Raw genomic sequence first — 18,586 nt, forward strand, 5'->3', positions numbered from 1 at the left:
CTACTCCTTGGTTTGTTTGCTGTCATCGGTGGGTGCTGCAGACTGGTAGGCCGCGAGGGCGACATCCAGTCGGTCGAGGGTGGAGGCCCAGAATCGTCGGTACTTCTCCATGTACTCGTTCGCCTCCTTGAGCGGTTCGGCTTCGAGGTGGCTGAAGCGGGCCGTCGAGACTCGGCTGCGCGAGATCAGGCCGGCGCCCTCGAGCACCTTGAGATGCTTCGAGATGGCGGGCTGGCTCATCGCGAAGGGAGCGGCGAGTTCGGCGACCTTGGCATCACCCTCGGCGAGGCGTTGCAGGATGGCTCGGCGCGTCGGGTCGGCAAGCGCCGCGAAGACGCTCGTGAGCCGATCGAGGGAGGCCGGGGATGACGGCATTAGATAACCAATCGGTTTTAGAAACGAATGGTTTCAGACTAGCGTGCGTCCGGAAGAAGTCAAGCGTGAGTGTGCCGGCTGGTCCGCGCCGGCGTGCGTGCCCCGCGCAAAGCGCGTATTCTCAGGCACACAGGGAGCCGCACGGGCCCCTGCCGCGAGGGAGCTCACCATGGCCGATAAGTCACCGAAGAAGTCCACCGCGAAGACGGCGGCGTCGAAGTCCCTCAAGGAAAAGCGCGCCGACAAGAAGACGAAGGCCGCGAACAAGCCGAACGGCTAGGGCGGGGTGGCCGGCCCGAACGCGCACGCGGCGGGCTAGGCCGGCTTCATCACGTCGGCGGTGAACGATCGCACCCGGGTGAGAAGCCCCTCGGCCCGCCTGGCCACGACCTCGGTCGGGTCCGGCTGCCCCGGTGACGCCGGCGGCAGGATGCGGATGATGAGCGAGCAGGCGAGGTCCGCGCAGATGTAGGTGCCGATCGTGTTGCCGTCGCGCCCGGCCTGGCCGGCCCGAGCCGCCGAGAAGAGCGTCACCTGCCCGGACGGCTGCGGGGTGCGGCAGAGCGAGCACATCGCCGAGATGCCCGGGCGCATGCTGCCGCTCGCCGCCCGGAGCATGATCCCCACCGGCCGGTCATCGATCCAATGCACGAGATAGCCGCGCAGAGGCGCCTGATGATCGCGCCAGCCGAGGTATTCGCGCTCGCCCCAGAGCACCTCGTGCAGGCCCGGCAGCGGCATCCGCTCGATCTCGCCCCGAGAGGCGTTGACGATGCTGGAACGGATGTCGGATTCGTTGAGCGGTTTCACGATCTCCTCGACGGGCCGGTGGTGCTTCCAGCGTAGTCGCGTGCCGATCGCCCCGCCCTCGGCCGATGAGCCATTTCGTGCCTACGATTGGTGCCATCGAGCCCGAGGAGCAGATCATGAGCCCTTCCGCCCCGCAAAGTGACCGGCGGGCCTGGGAACGCCCCGTGCTTCGCGACGACGGCGATCGGCACCGTCCGGTCGGCTGGGTCGAGCTCTTCTTCGATCTCGTCTTCGTGGTGATCGTCTCGGTGCTCGCCCACGACCTCGCCGGCCACGCCGGCGCCGACGGCCTGCTCCGGTTCGGCCTCCAGTTCGTCGGGGTGATCTGGGTCTGGAACGCCTTCACCTATTACACCGAGCGCTTCGAGTCGCACGGCCTCGAGAATCGGCTCTTCACCTTCATCGCCATCCTCGCGGTGGCCGGGCTCGCCGTCTGGGGCGAGGACGGTCTCGGTCACAACTACGCCGGCTTCGTGGGGTCGTACTTTCTCGCCCGCGGCCTCAACATCACACTCTGGCTGCGCGCCGGCGCGCACGAGAGGAGGTTTCGGCGGGCGGCCCTCGGCTTCGCCGGCGGGTTCGTGGTGGCGCTCGCGCTTCTCGCGCTGAGCTTCTTTGTGAGCGACGGGGCGAGGCTCGCGATGTGGGCCGCGGCGGTCGCGGTCGAGATCGCCACCCCCGCGGTGACCAACCGCTTCCAGACCAGCCTGCCGCAGATCAGCCGGGACAAGTTTCCGGAGCGGTTCGGGCTGCTCACCCTCATCGTGCTCGGCGAGACCGTGGCCGGGGTGATCCGCGGCGTCGCGACCGCCAACGAGACGGCGGCGCTCTCGGTCGCCACCGTCGTGGATGCCGCGTTGGGCCTCGCCATCGGCTTCGGCCTGTGGTGGGTCTACTTCGACTTCATCGCCCGGCGCCCCACTCGCCCCAGCTTCAACGCGGCACTCGTCTGGGTGTACCTGCACATCGCGATGCTGACCGGCGTGGTCGTGGTCGGGGTGGCCGTGGGGGAGGTGCTCACCGCGACCCCCGGGGAACCGCTCCCGGGCTACGATCGTGCGCTCCTGTTCGTGGGCCTCGGTCTCACGCTCGTCGTCATCTGCCTTCTCGAGCTGACCCTCGACCGTGCGGCGGACGAGCCGACCCACGCCGTGATCAGCCCCACGATCAAGGCCGTCACGGGCGTGGCGCTCGCGCTCGCGGCCCTGATCCCGCTCGACCCGCTCACGGCGCTCCTCGTCTGCGTGCTCGCGCTCGCCGTCTCCGCGTCCTACGGAGCGCGGGTCTACTACCGGCGGTAGCCGCCACCAGACGACGGATGACCGGGTGGGCCGCGGACGCCGCGCGGTGCAGTTGAATTGCAGGGTGACCACCGAGCAGATCGCCCTCCTCCGCGCCGACCTCGAGCGCGCCCGATTCACCGTCGACGCGATGGACGCGCTCTGGGGCGAAGCCGCGGCGGCGGCACTGCACCGCGGGCAGCGGGTTCCGGCCATGCGCGCGCTGCTCGCCCCGGCGCCCGGCGACGAGGCGCTCGCCACCCTCGCCTCGCTCTTCGTGCTCGGGCTGCCCGTCGATGCCGTGCGCGCCGGTGCCGCCCTGCCCACGCTCGGGGTGCAGGGGGCGGCCGACCTCGAGCTGGTGCGCCGCGATGGCGATGTCGTCGTCGCGCTGCTCGACCTGCGGCCGTACAGCTTCGTCGACTCGCTCGGGGTGGTGAGCTGGTGGATCGCCAGCGACCTCGGCGAACTGTCGATCGTCGGCGCCCTTCGCGAGGATCACGTGCTCGGCGTGGGCGGAGCATCCACGACCCTCAGCGGCATCATGATCGGCACGAGGGTGGAGACCGCGCTCGACCTGGGCACCGGGTGCGGCATCCAGGCGATGCACGCCGCGCGCCACGCCCTGAGGGTGGTCGCCACCGACATCTCGAGCCGGGCGATCCAGATCGCGGGGTTCAACGCCGCGCTCAACGGCATCCCCAACATCGAGTTCCGCCTCGGCAGCCTCTTCGACCCCGTGGCCGACGAGCGGTTCGGTCACATCGTGTCGAACCCGCCGTTCGTGATCACTCCCCGGGTGGCCGGGGTGCCCGCCTACGAGTATCGGGATGGCGGACTCGTCGGCGATGCGCTCGTCGCGTCGGTGATCGCCGGTGCCGCCGATCACCTGCAGCCCGGCGGAGTCGCGCAGCTGCTCGGCAACTGGGAATACCGCGGCGACGAGGATGGCCTCGAGCGGGTGGGCGCGTGGGTCGACGCGACGGGCCTCGACGCGTGGGTCGTCGAGCGCGAGGTGCAGGATGCCGCGCTGTACGCCGAGACCTGGATCCGCGACGGCGGCACGCGCCCGGGTGCCGAGTTCGACAGGCTGTACGGCGCCTGGCTCGACGACTTCGAGGCCCGGGGAGTGACCCGCGTCGGATTCGGCTACCTCACCCTGCGCCGGCCGGCGGGGGAGCGCACCCTGCGGCGCCTCGAGCGGCTCGGCGGTCCCATCGGCTCGGGACTCGGGCCTCACCTCGCGGCGAGCCTGGCCGCGCACGACTGGCAGGAAGCACTCACCGACGACGAGCTGGGGCGTGCCCGCCTCACGGTGGCCGGCGACGTGACGGAGGAACGCCACTACTGGCCGGGAAGCCAGGACCCCACGGTGATGACCCTCCGCCAGGGCGGCGGTTTCGGGCGTTCCGTGCCCCTCGACACCGCGCTCGCGGCCCTCGTGGGGGCCTGCGACGGAGAGCTCAGCGTGCGCGCGATCGCCGCGGCGATCGCGCAACTGCTCGAGGTGGATGAGGCGGCGCTGCTGCGTGAGCTGCTCCCGGCGGTGCGGGAACTCGTGGTGACGGGCTTTCTCGCCGTCTGAGCGGCCTTACCTTCCCCGAACATCCGGCCCACTGTGTCCGAACATTCGCGCGGCAGAGTGACGGAGTCGAGTCGTTCGACGGGAATGAACCGCACGAGTTGGAGCAAGCATCATGAGACCGATCATCCGTACCGCCCTCGTTAGCACCCTCACCCTCGCCGCGCTCGCCGCCGGCGCCGTTCCGGCGATGGCGTCGCCGACAGACTCGGTGGCGGGCGATTCAGCAGTCGGCGCCCCGGCGAAACTCTCCGCCATCCAGGCCTCGGCCGCCGCGAAGACGAGCGCGAGAATCGCCTCGTTGAATGCCGCCATCCCCAAGGTCACGGCCAACACGGCCCTCACCGACGCCGATCGGTCGACCATTCTCGGCACCCTCAACGCCGATCTCGCGGCGATGAGGTCGCTCGCGGCCAAGATCGCGGCAGACACGGATGCCGCGACGGCTCGCACCGACTACGCGTCGATCTTCACGGGCTACCGGGTCTATGCCGTCGCCCTGCCGCAGGCGCACTTCGCCGCGGCGGCGGACGCCCTCACCGACACGGTGATCCCTCGCCTCACCGCGGCCGAATCGAAGCTCGCCGCGGCACTCGCCGGCAAGCACGCGTCGAAGTCGACTCCGGAGCTCCAGGCGAAGCTGGCCGACATGACGACGCAGATCGCCGCGGCTAAGGCGGCAGCCGACGGCACGGCCGCCAGGGCCCTCGCGGTCACCCCGCCCGACTACAACGCGAACCACGCCGTGATGGCACCGATCCGGGCGTCGATCGTGTCGGCCCACGCGGCGGCGAAGGTCGCCCGGGCGGACGCAAAGAGCATCATGGCGGCCCTCAAGTGATGCCGGCGGCCCGCGTGCGATCGGCGATCGCGGCGCTCGGCCTCCTGGTCGTGCTCTCCGGATGCGCGGGCCGCCTGACGGCGGGCGGCCCGGCATCCGTTCCCTCCACGGGCTCGTCCGGTTCGGCGTCGCCCGCGCCGGCGTCGACGGCGCCGGCGTCGCCCGCAGCGGGCGACCTCGGCGACATTCAGGCCGACCTCGACCAGGCCGCCAGCGCGCAGCGGCAGTCGGAGGGCGACCTCACGGACGGGGACGCCGCCTCCAGCCGGGGCGATGACCACTAGGGAAAAACTGGGTCTTGCGCCAAAAGGCTAATGCAATTAGCTTTATGGCTATGGACACTTTCACCGCACAGAACATTCACTACCTGGTCCGCCCCGAGGGCCGCGTCTCGTACACCGTCGAGGGCTCCGGACCGCTCGTGGTCGCGATCCCCGGCATGGGTGACCTCCGGTCGTCGTACCGGGAGATCGCCACCCCACTGCTCGCCGCCGGTTATCGGGTCGCCGTGATGGACCTTCGCGGTCACGGTGCGAGCGACACGACCTTCCGCACCCACGGCGACATCGCCACGGGAGAGGACCTGCTCGCCCTCATCGGCGAGCTCGGCGGGCCGGCCGTGGTGCTCGGCAACTCCATGGGGGCGGCCTCCGCCGCCTGGGCCGCCGCCGAGCACCCGGAGGCGATCGCCGGGCTCGTGTTCTATGGGCCGCTGCTCCGCGAGGCCCCCTCATCGTCCTTCGCCCGCGCCGCGACCCGGGGTCTCTACCGCCTCGCCCTGGCCCGGCCGTGGGGCGGCGCCTTCTGGGCGACGTTCTACCGGTCGCTCAACAAGGGCACCCGCGCCCCGTGGCTCGAGGAGCACGTCTCGGCGATCCGCTCGATGCTCGCCGAGCCCGGTCGGCTTCGCTCCTTCCGCGAGCTCGCCCTGCAGCTCGACCACTCGGTGGTGGAGCAGCGACTCGGCGAGGTGACGGCGCCGATGCTCGCCCTTGTGGGCGCTCTCGACCCCGATTACCCGAGCCCCGCGGCCGAGAGCGAGTGGATCGCGAGCCTCGGCGGCCAGTCCCGGCTCGTCGAGGATGCCGGCCACTACCCGCACGCCCAGCGTCCCGAGATCACGGTGCCGGGCACGCTCGAATTCCTGGACACCCTTCGTGGCGGCGCCGCGGGCGGATGGGCGGCTCGTGCCTAGGGCCAGGCTTAACCGGGCCGCGATCGTCGCCGCGGCCGTCGACCTCGTCGATGCCGGCGGCGCGCCCGGGTTCGGCGACCTCACGCTCGCGGCCGTCGCCGGCCAGGTCGGGATCGCCGTGCCGAGCCTCTACAAGCACGTGTCGTCGCTCGCCGACCTGCGGCGGGAGATCGCCATTGCGTCGGTGAACGACCTCACCAAGGCGATCTCCGCCGCCACTACGGGCCGGGCCGGGCCGGACGCCGTGCGGGCGATGGCGGATGCCCTGCGCGACTTCGCCCGTCGGCACCCGGGTCGCTTTGCGGCGTCGGAGGTCGCCGCACGTCAGGACGATCCTCTGGACGCGGGACTCGTCGCCGCGAGCGCAGAGACGCTCGCCGTCATCACCAGTGTGTTGCGCGGATTCGACCTTCCCCCCGAGGCGACGATCGACGTCATCCGGGTGCTCCGCTCGGCCGTCCACGGATTCGTCGTCCTCGAGCTCGGCGGGGGATTCGGGCTTCCCGACGACCTCGATCGCAGCTTCGAGCTTCTCGTCGACACGGTCACGGTGGGCATCGAGGGGCTTTGCCTGAAGGACTCGGGTCGCCAGTGATGGCTCGAGGGCATTGATCTTTGCGCCGGGCATCGTTTGTTGCGAAGCTGGGGCGAGCGTCGCTGACGGATGCGGCGCCAACCCAGGGAGGAGCGCCGATGCCCACCGGTAACGTCCACTCCCGGCCGATCGAGCCGCTCTGGCTCGAGGGACGCCCGGGGGAGTTCGGCCGGGGAGGCCCGGAGCGCGTTCACTGAACGACAAATGAAGGAGCACGACCATGTTCACCAGCAGCGGAGCATTCAGCGGGTTTTCGGTCGACGACATCGAGGCCGCACGACGGTTCTACGGCGAGACGCTCGGGATGCGCGTCTCCATCAACGACATGGGCTTCCTCAACCTTCACCTCGAGAGCGGCGCGACGGTGCTCGTGTACTCGAAGCCGAATCACGAGCCGGCCAGCTTCACCATCCTCAACTTCACCGTCGACGACGTGGAGTCGGCCGTCGACGACCTCAACTCGCGAGGCGTCAAGACGGACATCTACCCGAGCGACACCCTGCCGTTCGACTCCAAGGGCATCATGCGCGGCAACGGGCCGGACATCGCCTGGTTCCTCGACCCGGCCGGCAACGTGCTCTCGGTGCTCTCCGAGTCCTGAGGGGCGGATTCCCGGCCGCCGGCATCCGGCCCTGCCCAGTCCGCTCGACCCACCGCGACCCAGCGCGACCCCTCGCGGCGGGGGTTGGCGCGCCCGGCGGCGGGGAAACCGCGTGGCGGCGGGAGGCGGGACTCCCTCCGCGACGAGTTTTCCCCGCCGCGAGCCGACGGGCGCCAGGTGAAGCCCGGCCTCGCTACGGCCCGTCGACGCCCTGAGGGGTGTCGACGATGTCGTCGAACTGGTGGTGCCTGGTGAGGTACCCGGCCACCATCGGGCACTTGGCGACGATCCGCAGTCCCCTCTCGCGCACGTCGCCGAGCGCCCACTCGATGAGCTCGGTGGCGAGCCCCTGGCCGGCGTAGTCCGGGTCGACTTCGGTGTGCAGGAACACTCGGCGGTGCCCGATGTCGCGGTAGGTGCTCACCGCGACGGCCTGGCCGTCGATGGAAAGCTCGTAGCGCCCGCCGACATCCTCGATCGTTTTCATGCTTCCATCATGCAGCGTCCCTGCGGGCGGTCGTCGATCCATTCCGTAGGATGGGAGCACAGCAGCCGGACCGTTGGAGGACCCCCGTGAAGATCGTCGCCTTTGTCATCGCCCTCGCGCTGTTCGTCGGCGGCATTCTGCTCTTCGGCTACGCGTTCGAGCCGGGCGTGGAGCATGGCGTTGTCTTCTTCGGCGGCATCGTGGCCGTGGCGCTCTCGCTGGCGATCCCGTTCCACCTGCTCAAGCGCATCGACGGCTGAGCGAGAGTTCTTCGTGGCTGGTGACTTCGGGATCGGTGCCCAGGTGCATCTGCGGGATGCGTCGCCCACCGACCCCTCCCCGTGGCCGTTCGAGCCGGGCGGCATAATCGTGCGCTCCGGCGGCTCGGCACTCGCCGGCGTCTGGGGCCGTGCCGGCGGCGGACGGATGTGGTGGGTTCAGTTCGACGAGCCGCAGTCGAACGCTCAGGGTGACGGTCCGTTCGCGACGGCCCAGGTGCACGAGAAGTACCTCGAACTCGCCCCGACGGTCGACGGCGCGTGACCTTCGAACGGTACGGGGAAGACGTTCTCGCCGGCGACTGGCGTGGAGCGGGGCGCAAGGTCATCCGGCAGATCCCGGCCGAACGCGATCTCGTGATCGAGTGGGCGGACAGCGGATTCTGCGGGGCGGTCCTGCGCGTCGAAGGCAAGCTGGTGCACCTCGAGGACTACCGCGGCGGAGTGCGACTATTTCCGCTCGGCGGCGGATTCCTGCTCGAGGGCGAGCCGGTCGTGCTCACCGCGCCGGTGGCCGCATCGATGGGCACCGCGCGCACCGCCTCCGGATCCTTCGCGGTCGACGGGGCGCGGGCGAGGGTTGCGCTGCCCAGCCGCATCTTCGTGGAGGGGCGCCACGACGCCGAACTCGTGGAGAAGGTGTGGGGCGCCGACCTGCGGGTCGAGGGAGTGGTGGTGGAGTACCTCGAGGGCGTCGACGACCTCGCCGCCATCGTGAGCGATTTTGCTCCGGGGCCAGGACGCCGGGTGGGAGTGCTCGTCGACCACCTCGTGCCGGGATCCAAGGAGTCGCGCATCGCGGATGCCGTGGCGCGGGGTCCGCACCGTGAGAACGTGCTCGTGGTCGGGCATCCCTTCGTCGACATCTGGCAGTCGGTGAAGCCGCAGCGCCTCGGCATGGAGCGCTGGCCGGAGGTGCCGAGGAGCATCGAGTGGAAGCACGGCATCTGCGAGTCGCTCGGCTGGCCGCACGACGACCAGGAGGACGTCGCGCGGGCCTGGCAACGGATCCTCGGGCGGGTGCGCAGCTACGCCGACCTGGAGCCGGTCGTTCTCGGCCGGGTGGAGCAGCTCATCGACTTCGTCACGGCCCCGGCCTGATCTCAGTGCGTCAGGTTGACGACCAGGTTGATCGTCGACGCCAGAATCACCGAGCCGAACACGAACGAGAGCAGCGAGTGCCGCAGCGCTGTGGCGCGGATCGCATGGTTGGTGATGTTGGTGTCCGACACCTGGTAGGTCATGCCGAGCGTGAACGAGAGGTAGGCGAAGTCGGTGTACTGCGGGGGATCGGCCTGGTTGAAGTCGATGCCCTTGCCCGAGGTGTAGTACAGGCGGGCGTAGCGCAGCGTGTAGAGCGTGTGCAGCAGGATCCAGGACAGGGCGACGCTCACGAGGGCGAGGGTCGCCAGCAGCGCCTTGCCGGCGCCGGCCACGTTCGCCGCGTTCGCGAGCACGACCACCACCGCGAACAGGCTCGCGATGCTGAGGATGAGCACGAGCAGGTCGGCGATCGCCCGATTGGGCTCCTCGCGGCTGGCGTGAGTCGCGGTCTGGGCGGCATCCTGGCGGGCGATCGAGGCCCAGACCCAGGTGGAGTAGACGAGGGCGGCGGCCGCCCAGCCGACGGTGGGCGCGTAGACCCACTCGCCGAAGGCGCCGGTGATGATGGCCGCGATCACCCCGACGAGGAGCATGACCATGAGACGGAGGGTGGTGTGACGCTGTCGCATGAGCCGATTAGACCACCCGTCGGCGATGATTTCGGGGGATAACCCGATAACGCGCCGAGGCTCGCCGTGGAATGCTTGCAGCATGGCTGAACTGAAGAGACCACGACAGGGACGAATCATCGCGGGAGTCTGCGCCGGCATCGCGAGGCGCTACGGCTGGAGTCCCACCGTCGTGCGCCTGGCGTTCGTGCTCTCCTGCCTCCTCCCCGGGCCCCAGTTCCTCATCTATATCGCCCTCTGGATCCTCGTGCCCGAGGGCGACTAGCACTCTCCGAAGCGGGCAGACTTGGTGCATGCTTCTTCGCAACCTCACCGCCCAAGACCTCGCTCAGGTCGTGCTCCTCAATGACGCGGCCCATCCGGCCGTTCCCATCACCTCGATCGAGGAGATGGCCGAACTGGTGCGGGTCGCCGGATTCGCCAGTGTCGCGGTCGACGGGCCCGACGAGTCGACGGTGCGGGGATTCGTGATCGGCATGCGGCCCGGCGCCGACTACCCGAGCGAGAACTTCCGCTTCTTCGAGGGTCGGGGAACCGACTTCCTCTACGTCGACCGCATCGTCGTGGGCGAGGCGGCCCGCGGGGCCGGAATCGGGCGGATGCTGTACGACGCCGTCTTCGCCCTCGCCCGGGCGGAGGGCCGGGCGGAGGTCACCTGCGAAGTGAATGTGCTGCCGCCGAACCCGGAGTCGCTCGCATTTCACGCGCGACTCGGATTCGAGCGCGTGGGGGAGCAGGACACCAAGGGCGGGTCCGTTCGGGTGGCGCTGCTGGCGGCGGCCCTCTAACCGACCCTGACGGGGCCTAGAGACCGGTCTTCGCGCCGCGCTTCCGCGGCTTCATGCTCTCGGCGCTCACCATCCACGCGTACTGCTCAAGCGTCTCGATCACCTTGTGCAGGATGTCGGCGCTGGTCGGGTCCGCCTCGTCGACCGCGTCGTGCACCCGTCGTGCGGTCGCGGCCGCCGCGTCGAGGCGCTCCGTGATCAGCGAGACGACCTCGGCGGTGTCGACCTGGTCCTCGGGGAACTTGGGCAGCGTGGTGGTGGCGCTCACCGTCTCGGAGCGTCCGTCGGGCAGGGCGTGCAGGGCGCGCATCCGCTCCGCCACCTCGTCGGAGAGCAGCCGGGCGGCGTCGATGATCTCGTCGAGCTGGAGATGGGTGTCGCGGAAGTTGGTGCCCACGACGTTCCAGTGGGCCTGTTTGCCCTGGATGTGGAGCTCGATGAGGTCGACGAGAACGGCCTGCAGGTTGTCGGAGAGTTCTGTGGTTGCCTTCATGTATTCGAGCGTACGCCCGGGGGTGAAGGGGCTGGACGGCGCGGGTCGCGCGGGCTATTCTGCGGGGTTTCGTCGCGCCTTGCCCGTGGCTCGCCATCCCCGCCGGCATCCCCGCCGGTTCATCCGTGTGTGGCCCTTTCTCGTCCCCTTTCTCGTCCCCTTCGCGGTGAGTGGGCAAAAGTGCACCCAAAACGCGGGTCTTTCCGCCACTATTGCCCACTCGACAGCTTGGAGGGCGTGCGCGACGGCGCGATACGTGCGCGGCGGAGGATGTGCGCGACGGGGCAGAGGGCGTGCGCGACGGGGCGGGAACGGGGTGCGGCGCGGTGAGTGGGCAAAGGTGCACCCAAACCGCGGGTCTTTCCGCCACTATTGCCCACTCGACAGCTTGGAGGGCGTGCGCGACGGCGCGGAGGGCGTGCGCGGCGGCGGGAGATATGCGCGACGCCGGGAGACGTGCGCGGCGGAGCGGGAACGGGGTGCGCGGGAGGAGGAGCGCGGGCCCACGCATGGGCCCGGGTCCGGAGAGCGCGCGAGGAGGCGCGCGCTACTGCGGGTAGATGGTCTCGCCGCGGGCCAGCATCGCCACGAACGTGTCGATCTTCGCGGCCCGCGTGGACGCCCGGGTGACCGAGCCGACCCTGAACAGGATGGCGAACCGGTTCTGGCTGGAGAGCGTCGCGAAGAGCGTGGCCGCGGCCGGATTCGCGTCGAGAGAGGCCTGCAGGTCGGGAGGGACCTCCGCGGTCTTCTGGCGGTAGGCGGCATCCCAGCGGCCGTCGGCCTTGGCCTGATCCACCTCGGCGAGACCGGATGGCCGCATCCGGCCCTCGGCGGCCAACCGTGCGACATGGTCGCGGTTGATCTGCGACCAGGGGCTGCGCGCGCGACGCGGGCTGTAGGCCTGGAGGAAGTAGTGCTCGTCGAAAGCCGCCCGCTGGCCGTCGATCCAGCCGACGCAGAGCGCCTCGTCGAGGGCCTGCTCCACGCCGATTCCGGGGAGCGCCGACCCCTTCTTGCGCAGCATCAGCCGTACGCCGCCGGGTTCGGTGTGGTGGTCCGCAAGCCAGTCGCGCCACTCGTCGGCCGTGGCGAAGTGCAGCACCGGCTTGTCGTCGTTGGCAACCATGGCCCCATCGTACGAGCGGCCGGGGACACCGCCAGGCTGTGGGGAGAGCAGACTGGACTCATGGACTACAAGAAACTGGGCAGCAGCGGACTCGAAGTATCGGCGATCACCCTCGGGTGCATGAGCTACGGCGATCCGCAGCGGGGAAGCCACGACTGGACCCTCACCGAGGAGCAGAGCCGACCGTTCATCCGGCGCGCCCTGGAACTCGGCATCACCACCTTCGACACGGCCAACGTGTATTCGCTCGGCTCGAGCGAGGAGATCCTGGGCCGCGCCCTCGGCGAATTCTCGCGGCGCGAGGAGGTCGTGATCGCCACCAAGGTCCACGGCACCATGCGCCCCGGCCCCAATGGTCACGGCCTGTCTAGGGTGCACATCATGGAGCAGATCGACGCGAGCCTCAGCCGTCTCGGCACCGACTACGTGGACCTCTACCAGATCCACCGCTGGGACCCGACGGTGCCGATCGAGGAGACGATGGAGGCGCTGCACGACGTCGTGAAGGCGGGCAAGGCCCGATACATCGGGGCCTCATCGATGTTCGCCTGGCAGTTCGCCCAGGCGCAGCATGCGGCGGACCTGGGCGGCTGGACGCGCTTCGTGTCGATGCAGGACCACTACAACCTCATCAACCGCGAGGAGGAGCGCGAGATGCACCCCTTCTGCCTCGACCAGGGGGTCGGGGTGCTGCCGTGGAGCCCGCTCGCCCGCGGCAGGCTCACGCGCGACTGGGATGCGTCGACCGCGCGGTCGCAGACCGACGAGTTCGGAGCGACGCTCTACCGTCAGGCCGAGGAGTCCGACCGCCGGGTGGCGGATGCCGTGGCCTCGGTCGCCCAGCGGCGCGGTGTTCCGCGGGCCCAGGTGGCGCTCGCGTGGGTGGCCGGTCGCGAGGCCGTGACGTCGCCGATCGTCGGCGCGACGAAGCTCTCGCACCTCGAGGATGCCGTGGCGGCACTCGAACTCCACCTCGATTCCGAGGAGGTCGCCGAGCTCGAGGCGGCCTACGTGCCGCACGCCATCGCCGGTTTCTAGGGGGTGCGACCGGTGAGCGCGAGCAGCCGGGACTGCAGCGGGGCGTCGTCGGGCAGCGGCACGGGCGGGGCGTAGAGTCCGCTCGCGGCCAGGGTGTCGCGCTGAGGCTCGAAGAGTGTCCAGACCGCCTCGACGAGCGCGGCATCCAACTCCTCGGACGCGCCGACCGCCCGGGCGAGATCCCACGAATGGATGGTCACGTCGCCCACCTGTTCGCGCAGGTAGTCGGTGACGGGAACCTTGTCGCGCGACAGGCACACCAGAGCTGAGGGCGACGCCTCCTCCCACGCCGCCGTGGCCGCAAGGGAGTACAGGCGCCACTCGGCCCTGAGGTCGTCGCCGAGGGGCTGCAGGTCGCGTGTCGCCTGCTCGACGGTGCGGCCGGCGAGCAGGTGCGGCACCCACTGCTGTTCCTCGATCACGTGACTCACGAGATCCCGCACGTTCCATTCGGTGTCCGGGGTGGGGGCGTCCCAATCGGTGATCTCACCGAGTCGCGTGGCGAACTCCCGGTGCGCCTGCCTCTGCAGGTGAAGCCAGTCGCTGTGGTCCGTCATGGTCGTGCTCCGATCGTGTTGTCCTGCCTTCCCCAACGCGCGGCGGGGTGTTGCGCATTCCGCCTACGCTGTCGCGGCCATCGCATCCTCGGTGCTGACCGGCGCGGCCGGCCGGGGTCTGAACTGCCCGGTGACCACGAGGACGACGACGATCACGAGCGGCACGATCCAGCCGGACCAGCCCAGGATGGTGGCCTGAAGGGTATCGATCTGCCGGCCGACCTGCACGAACACGAGGCTGAATCCCGCCGCGGCGTTGAATGCTCCGTGCGCGACGGCGGCTGGCCAGACCGACAGGGAACGGATCCGCAGCCAGCCGAAGATCGCCCCGACGAGGGTGCACATGCCGATCATGGCGAGCACGCCGAGCCATCCCGGGGCGGCCGGATAGTTGTAGCCGAGCAGGATGAGCGGGGCATGCCAGGCGCCCCAGATCACGCCGGAGAGCAGGATGGCGGGCACCGGGCCAAGGGCGAGCAGGCGCGGGAAGAGGAAGCCGCGCCAGCCCAGTTCCTCGCCGAGGGCCGGGATGGTGTTGATGAGGGTGCCGAGGAGCACGTTGAGTAGCTGGGCGGCGGCGAGAAGTTGGATCGGCACCGGTAGGGGAGGGGCACCGACCGCGGCGAGCGTGCCGTCGATCGTCTGTTGGAACCCTGAGAGGTGCACGAAGTCGGCCGGATACACGCCGAGGAGGGCGCCGATTGGCAACGCCACGAGGATGATGGCGACCGTGAGCAGTACCCCCAGTCCCGCATAGCCGATCGTGCGGCGCACCGGCCGGATCGGCCACAGCCCGAGGCCGCGGGGGATCGAGGCCGGGCGGTCGACGAACCTGCTCACCAGGAGGGCGGCCGCGGCGGGGGTCGCCATGATGAAGAGGGCGATCACGAGGAACCAGGGGTTCTTCAGGCCTCCCGAGAGCCAGAGCGGGACCGCGAACAGCCAGGACAGGCCGAAGGCGATCGCGAGATAGGCGAGCACCGGCCGAGTCGTCATCACAACTCCCCGGCGGCTGCCGGTGTGAGCAGGAAGAGCCCCGCGATTGCGCCGCTGGGGTCGAACGCGATGCGCCCAACCATGTCGCCCGCCTCGAACGCGAGAGGCACATCCACGACCGTCAGGGTGTCGGCGGCGCGGGCGAACGGCTCACCCTGCCTCTCGAACGCTCCGACGAGCGCCGCGACCTGTGCCCAGGCGGCGGCGAGTTTGTCAACGTCGAGATGCGACCTCATCGTGTCGTCGAACTCGTCGACCACCGCCTGCGGGCGGTTGGCCGCGAGGTGCGCGAATGCCTCGGCCGCCCGCTCGGCGGCGCGGGGCTGCGGCGTCGTGTTCATTGGTTCTCCCGTTCGGGGATCGAGGGGGCGGCCGAATCTTTGGAAGGCCGCCTGTCGAGAGGTGCCGAGCGCGTCACCGACGGCCTGCCAGGTGAGCCCGGACGCCCGGGCCTCGTCCACGGCTTCGGCCAGGGCCGCGTCGGCATCCGCCCGCCGCTGAAGGGCGGCTCGGATGCCCTCGAACTGCGCCTGGTCTGTCATCTGTCAAGTTTGCCTTGACGTCGGGCAACGTGTCAAGGTTCTCTTTACACGGGCCGCACCTAGGCTGGAGCGCGGAAAGGACCGCCGTGAACACCGAGGACCAGAACGAGCTCACCGACCGATCGAGGACCGTGACCTGGGAGGACCCGCTGATCGGCGCGGAACTGGCCAAGACGATGTCGGGCCTCGAGTACATCCAGGCCCTCGTCGACGAGGCGATCCCGGCGCCCCCGATCGTGCACCTGATGCGCATGCGGCCCGTCGCCGCCGAGGTGGGCAGGGTCACGTTCACCTGCGATCCGGACGAATCGCACTACAACCCCATCGGCACGGTGCACGGCGGGCTGGTGTGCACGCTTCTGGACTCCGTGCTCGGCTGCGCGGTGCAGACCACCCTTCCCCAGGGGCAGGGCTACACGTCCCTCGAAATCAAGGTGAGCTACCTCCGGCCCGTGATGGCCGACACCGGGCAGCTCACGGCGGTGGGGATCGTCACCAAGCCGGGCACGCGGGCGGCCTTCGCCGAGGGCACGGTGCACGACGCGAACGGCAAGCTCATCGCCACGGCGTCCAGCACCCTGCTGGTCTTTCCGGTCTAGTCGCTCGGCGCTAGTCCCTCGGCGCTAGTCGCTCAGCCGCACGCCGAGAAGCCCGACGGCTCCGCTGAATCCGGTGGTGAGGAGCATCGACGTGATGACCCCCGAGGCGAGGATGCTCGTGAGAACCACGAGCTGGAACACCCCGGCCTGCAGCACCGAGGCCCCGCCGAAGATCGCGCCGACGAACGATCCGGGCAGGGCGACGAGGCCGGTGGTGCGGGTCTGGTCGGTGGTGGGGATGAGCGCGCCGAACACCGCGCGGGTCGCGAGATCGCGAACCGACTGCCGTGGTGTCGCACCGAGGGCCAACCAGCCCTCCACCTCGTCCTGGCGGCTCACCAGCGCCTCGCGGAAGTGCCGACCGGCGAGGGTCGCGACGCTCATGGTGCCGCCGATGATGATCCCGCCGACCGCGAGCAGGTAACGACCGGAGAACTGGATCGCGCCCGAGACGAACACGGTGATCAGCGGCACCGCGAGGCCCACGGCGAGGGATCCGGCGACGATCGCGACCTCGACGCGCGACCGGGCAACCCGGCGGGACACCGTGTAGACCGCGGCTCCGAACATCACGACGAGGGCGACCGCCACCCAGCGCTCGTCGGAGATGATGCCGCCCAGGATCAGGGTGAGCAGGCCGAGCTGCAGTGCGGCGCGCGCGATCGCCCAGATCGGACCCCAGGGTCGTGGAATGCCTCGCGCCAACAGAAGGCCGGTCGCGATGGCGATGAGCACGCCGACGGCGATCGCGGTGGGTACGAAGTTCACTGTGCCATTGTCCTCTCTCGGCGGATCGGCCGAATCGCTACTGAGAACGGTGGTCATTCCCGACTAGCGGGATTGGTGGAATACCCGCTCCGGGCTTCCTAGAGTGGAACCATGGATGCTGCGGGCGGTCACGATGCGGGGCACGCGCACGCGCACGGCGTCGACCCGGCGACCGGGCTCGGCAACCGCCGCCGGCTCGGCATCGCGATCGGGATCGTCTCCGTCGTGCTCGTCATCGAGCTGGTCGGCGCGCTCGTGTCCGGGTCCCTCGCGTTGTTCGCCGACGCCGGCCACATGCTCTCCGACCTCACCGGTCTGGTCGTCGCGCTGATCGCGACCGTCATGGCCGCGCGCCCCGCCACCGACAAGCGCACCTTCGGCCACCGTCGGGCGGAGGTGTTCGCCGCCTTCCTCAACGCCGCGATCCTGCTCGTGGTCGTGGCGTTCGTGCTCATCGAGGCGATCGGCCGTCTCAGCGGCGCGTCGGCCGGTGCCGTGAAGGCCCCGCTCATGCTCGTCGTCGCAGTGGTGGGCGTGATCGCGAACACCGCGGCCCTGCTCGTGCTCCGCGGCGGGGCGGCGAACTCGATCAACATGCGTGCGGCGTATCTCGAGGTTCTCGGCGATCTGATCGGGTCGATCGCGGTGGTCGTGGCGGCCGTGGTGATCCTCTTCACCGGGTTCGAACTCGCCGACGCGATCGCCTCGCTCGCCATCGCGGCCCTCATTCTGCCGCGGGCCATCACGCTCATGCGGGACGTGCTGCGGGTGCTCAGCCAGGGCACTCCCCGCGGCACCGATGTGGACCTCATCCGCGAGCACGTGCTCTCCAAGGAGGGCGTGGTCTCGGTGCATGACGTGCACGTCTGGTCGATCACTCCCGGATCGAACGTGTTCTCCGCGCACGTGGTGGTTGAGCCGTACATCTTCAGCGAGAACCGCACCGACCGGCTCCTCGACGCGTTGAGCGAGTGCCTCAAGGAGCACTTCGACGTCGCCCACTCGACCTTCCAGCTCGAGCCGGCCGAGCACGCCGAGCACGAGGTCGAGCAGCACCGCTAGGCACATGCCTGGCGCAGCATATGGCCGGGGTTAACGACGATGGGCCCCCGCGGTCTCCCGCGAGGGCCCAGGAAACGGTGGGGGTTAGGCGGCCTGAAGCACGAGCTGAAGCTCGAGGGTGAGGCTGATCTCGTCGCCGAGGGTGAGTCCGCCGGCCTCGAGGGCCGCGTTCCAGCTCACGCCGAAGTCCTGGCGGTTGATCTTGGTGGATGCCGCGAGCCCGGCCTTGGTCTGGCCGTAGCCGTCGGTGACGATGCCGCCGAATTCACCGGTGAGAGTGATGGGCTCGGTGACGCCGCGCAGCGTCAGGCTGCCGTCGATCGTGAAGTCATCGCCGGTGATGGCGATCTTCGAGGAAGAGAAGGTGGCGGTGGGGAACTCGTCGACCTGGAAGAAGTCGCTCGTGCGCAGGTGCGCGTCGCGGTCCTTCTGGCCGGTGTTCACCGAGGCGATGTCGATGACGGCCTCGACGGTGGTGGCGGTGGGGTCCTCGGCGGTGACGACCGTCACGTCGAACTTCTCGAAGGAGCCGCGGACCTTGCTGATCGCGAGGTGCTTGACGCTGAAGGTGAGGGTGGAGTGAGTCGGGTCGATGGCCCAGGTGCCGACGACGTAGGAGGGATGAGTGTCAATGAGATTGGTCATAGTCCTATGCAAGCGCATGGACCCTGGGATTATTCCGAATTTTGGTGACGTGTCACAATTCTCTTCGGATTGTCCCCCGATCGACGTGACGGGACATTTCAAATCTTGGGCTACCGGAGTCATGTGATTGCCCTTCAGTTTTACAATTTCGGTGCGTCCGGGAAACCGATCGTCCAAAATCACAGACAGTGG

At 69.5% G+C, this 18,586-nt stretch carries 26 protein-coding genes; 15 read left to right on the forward strand and 11 right to left on the reverse strand.

Translation table 11 applies throughout. The annotated features are described in order from the left end of the window. Together ACHZD8_RS10805 and ACHZD8_RS10810 are read right to left on the reverse strand one after the other, a co-directional pair. Positions 1–375, reverse strand: a complete 375-nt coding sequence (locus tag ACHZD8_RS10805) for an ArsR/SmtB family transcription factor (RefSeq protein ID WP_394770436.1) — start codon at positions 373–375, stop codon at positions 1–3. A 315-nt stretch (positions 376–690) separates the two neighbouring features. Beyond that, positions 691–1,185 carry an FBP domain-containing protein gene (locus ACHZD8_RS10810; RefSeq protein WP_394770437.1) on the reverse strand — a complete coding sequence of 165 codons (495 nt, stop codon included), beginning with the start codon at positions 1,183–1,185 and terminating at the stop codon, positions 691–693. Positions 1,186–1,301: 116 nt separating this feature from the next. Here ACHZD8_RS10810 and ACHZD8_RS10815 point away from each other — a divergent pair, with 116 nt between their 5' ends. The 7 genes from ACHZD8_RS10815 (at position 1,302) to ACHZD8_RS10845 (ending at position 7,279) form a co-directional block, all read left to right on the forward strand. Beyond that, a complete protein-coding gene (locus ACHZD8_RS10815) occupies positions 1,302–2,486 on the forward strand; it encodes a low temperature requirement protein A (protein ID WP_394770438.1) in 1,185 nt (394 codons plus the stop codon). A gap of 64 nt (positions 2,487–2,550) precedes the next feature. Then, positions 2,551–4,050 (forward strand): methyltransferase, encoded by a 1,500-nt coding sequence (locus tag ACHZD8_RS10820; RefSeq protein ID WP_394770439.1) that lies wholly within the window; start codon positions 2,551–2,553, stop codon positions 4,048–4,050. 112 nt (positions 4,051–4,162) lie between these two features. Then, positions 4,163–4,888 carry a hypothetical protein gene (locus ACHZD8_RS10825; protein ID WP_394770440.1) on the forward strand — a complete coding sequence of 242 codons (726 nt, stop codon included), beginning with the start codon at positions 4,163–4,165 and terminating at the stop codon, positions 4,886–4,888. Beyond that, on the forward strand, positions 4,885–5,172 hold the full coding sequence (locus tag ACHZD8_RS10830; RefSeq protein ID WP_394770441.1) for a hypothetical protein: 288 nt from the start codon (positions 4,885–4,887) through the stop codon (positions 5,170–5,172). Before ACHZD8_RS10825 ends, ACHZD8_RS10830 begins: the two co-directional genes overlap by 4 nt. Positions 5,173–5,222: 50 nt before the next feature. Beyond that, entirely contained in the window at positions 5,223–6,083 is an 861-nt protein-coding gene (locus ACHZD8_RS10835) for an alpha/beta fold hydrolase (RefSeq protein WP_394770442.1), read from the forward strand. Beyond that, positions 6,076–6,678, forward strand: a complete 603-nt coding sequence (locus ACHZD8_RS10840; RefSeq protein ID WP_394770443.1) for a TetR-like C-terminal domain-containing protein — start codon at positions 6,076–6,078, stop codon at positions 6,676–6,678. Before ACHZD8_RS10835 ends, ACHZD8_RS10840 begins: the two co-directional genes overlap by 8 nt. A 220-nt stretch (positions 6,679–6,898) precedes the next feature. Next, entirely contained in the window at positions 6,899–7,279 is a 381-nt protein-coding gene (locus ACHZD8_RS10845) for a VOC family protein (RefSeq protein WP_394770444.1), read from the forward strand. Between the two features lie 193 nt (positions 7,280–7,472). Here the strand turns inward: ACHZD8_RS10845 and ACHZD8_RS10850 are convergent, their stop codons facing one another. After that, positions 7,473–7,766, reverse strand: coding sequence for a GNAT family N-acetyltransferase (locus tag ACHZD8_RS10850; protein ID WP_394770445.1), 294 nt, complete (start codon positions 7,764–7,766; stop codon positions 7,473–7,475). An 86-nt stretch (positions 7,767–7,852) separates the two neighbouring features. Here ACHZD8_RS10850 and ACHZD8_RS10855 point away from each other — a divergent pair, with 86 nt between their 5' ends. The 3 genes from ACHZD8_RS10855 to ACHZD8_RS10865 are packed head-to-tail and all read left to right on the forward strand — an operon-like array spanning position 7,853 to position 9,145. Beyond that, a complete protein-coding gene (locus tag ACHZD8_RS10855) occupies positions 7,853–8,026 on the forward strand; it encodes a hypothetical protein (protein WP_394770446.1) in 174 nt (57 codons plus the stop codon). A 13-nt stretch (positions 8,027–8,039) separates the two neighbouring features. Next, complete coding sequence (locus ACHZD8_RS10860; RefSeq protein ID WP_147783726.1) at positions 8,040–8,309, forward strand: hypothetical protein; 270 nt, start codon at positions 8,040–8,042, stop codon at positions 8,307–8,309. Then, entirely contained in the window at positions 8,306–9,145 is an 840-nt protein-coding gene (locus ACHZD8_RS10865; RefSeq protein WP_394770447.1) for a DUF3097 domain-containing protein, read from the forward strand. The genes ACHZD8_RS10860 and ACHZD8_RS10865 overlap by 4 nt, the downstream gene beginning before the upstream one ends. 2 nt (positions 9,146–9,147) lie before the next feature. Here ACHZD8_RS10865 and ACHZD8_RS10870 read toward each other — a convergent pair whose 3' ends face one another. Beyond that, positions 9,148–9,777, reverse strand: coding sequence for a DUF1345 domain-containing protein (locus ACHZD8_RS10870; RefSeq protein ID WP_394770448.1), 630 nt, complete (start codon positions 9,775–9,777; stop codon positions 9,148–9,150). An 82-nt stretch (positions 9,778–9,859) separates the two neighbouring features. On the opposite strand from ACHZD8_RS10870, the gene ACHZD8_RS10875 reads away from it, so the two are divergent. Further along, the gene (locus tag ACHZD8_RS10875) at positions 9,860–10,042 is read left to right on the forward strand and encodes a PspC domain-containing protein (protein WP_394770449.1); all 183 of its coding nucleotides are present in this window, start codon (positions 9,860–9,862) and stop codon (positions 10,040–10,042) included. Between the two features lie 28 nt (positions 10,043–10,070). Then, complete coding sequence (locus tag ACHZD8_RS10880) at positions 10,071–10,565, forward strand: GNAT family N-acetyltransferase (protein WP_394770450.1); 495 nt, start codon at positions 10,071–10,073, stop codon at positions 10,563–10,565. A gap of 16 nt (positions 10,566–10,581) precedes the next feature. On the opposite strand, the gene ACHZD8_RS10885 is transcribed toward ACHZD8_RS10880, so the two are convergent. Both ACHZD8_RS10885 and ACHZD8_RS10890 read right to left on the reverse strand, forming a co-directional pair. Then, positions 10,582–11,058: a Dps family protein gene (locus ACHZD8_RS10885; RefSeq protein ID WP_394770451.1), complete on the reverse strand. Its 477-nt coding sequence runs from the start codon at positions 11,056–11,058 to the stop codon at positions 10,582–10,584. Between the two features lie 547 nt (positions 11,059–11,605). After that, the gene (locus tag ACHZD8_RS10890) at positions 11,606–12,187 is read right to left on the reverse strand and encodes a YdeI family protein (RefSeq protein ID WP_394770452.1); all 582 of its coding nucleotides are present in this window, start codon (positions 12,185–12,187) and stop codon (positions 11,606–11,608) included. 60 nt (positions 12,188–12,247) lie between these two features. Here ACHZD8_RS10890 and ACHZD8_RS10895 point away from each other — a divergent pair, with 60 nt between their 5' ends. Beyond that, entirely contained in the window at positions 12,248–13,225 is a 978-nt protein-coding gene (locus ACHZD8_RS10895; protein WP_394770453.1) for an aldo/keto reductase, read from the forward strand. Here ACHZD8_RS10895 and ACHZD8_RS10900 read toward each other — a convergent pair. From ACHZD8_RS10900 to ACHZD8_RS10910, 3 genes are all read right to left on the reverse strand, one after another. Further along, a complete protein-coding gene (locus ACHZD8_RS10900; protein WP_394770454.1) occupies positions 13,222–13,782 on the reverse strand; it encodes a TIGR03086 family metal-binding protein in 561 nt (186 codons plus the stop codon). The genes ACHZD8_RS10895 and ACHZD8_RS10900 overlap by 4 nt on opposite strands. A gap of 63 nt (positions 13,783–13,845) precedes the next feature. Then, positions 13,846–14,778, reverse strand: coding sequence for a CPBP family intramembrane glutamic endopeptidase (locus tag ACHZD8_RS10905; RefSeq protein ID WP_394770455.1), 933 nt, complete (start codon positions 14,776–14,778; stop codon positions 13,846–13,848). After that, positions 14,778–15,320 (reverse strand): DUF3887 domain-containing protein, encoded by a 543-nt coding sequence (locus ACHZD8_RS10910; protein WP_394770456.1) that lies wholly within the window; start codon positions 15,318–15,320, stop codon positions 14,778–14,780. Before ACHZD8_RS10910 ends, ACHZD8_RS10905 begins: the two co-directional genes overlap by 1 nt. Positions 15,321–15,406: 86 nt before the next feature. On the opposite strand from ACHZD8_RS10910, the gene ACHZD8_RS10915 reads away from it, so the two are divergent. Next, the gene (locus ACHZD8_RS10915; protein ID WP_394770457.1) at positions 15,407–15,919 is read left to right on the forward strand and encodes a PaaI family thioesterase; all 513 of its coding nucleotides are present in this window, start codon (positions 15,407–15,409) and stop codon (positions 15,917–15,919) included. A 24-nt stretch (positions 15,920–15,943) separates the two neighbouring features. On the opposite strand, the gene ACHZD8_RS10920 is transcribed toward ACHZD8_RS10915, so the two are convergent. Then, positions 15,944–16,687, reverse strand: coding sequence for an ABC transporter permease (locus tag ACHZD8_RS10920; RefSeq protein ID WP_394770458.1), 744 nt, complete (start codon positions 16,685–16,687; stop codon positions 15,944–15,946). 111 nt (positions 16,688–16,798) lie between these two features. Here ACHZD8_RS10920 and ACHZD8_RS10925 point away from each other — a divergent pair, with 111 nt between their 5' ends. Then, positions 16,799–17,749: a cation diffusion facilitator family transporter gene (locus ACHZD8_RS10925; RefSeq protein ID WP_394770459.1), complete on the forward strand. Its 951-nt coding sequence runs from the start codon at positions 16,799–16,801 to the stop codon at positions 17,747–17,749. A gap of 84 nt (positions 17,750–17,833) precedes the next feature. Here ACHZD8_RS10925 and ACHZD8_RS10930 read toward each other — a convergent pair whose 3' ends face one another. Next, positions 17,834–18,394, reverse strand: coding sequence for a YceI family protein (locus ACHZD8_RS10930; protein ID WP_394770460.1), 561 nt, complete (start codon positions 18,392–18,394; stop codon positions 17,834–17,836). Positions 18,395–18,586: the final 192 nt, after the last annotated feature.

Source organism: Lacisediminihabitans sp. (assembly GCF_043726815.1).
In the GTDB taxonomy this organism is placed as follows: Bacteria; Actinomycetota; Actinomycetes; order Actinomycetales; family Microbacteriaceae; genus Lacisediminihabitans.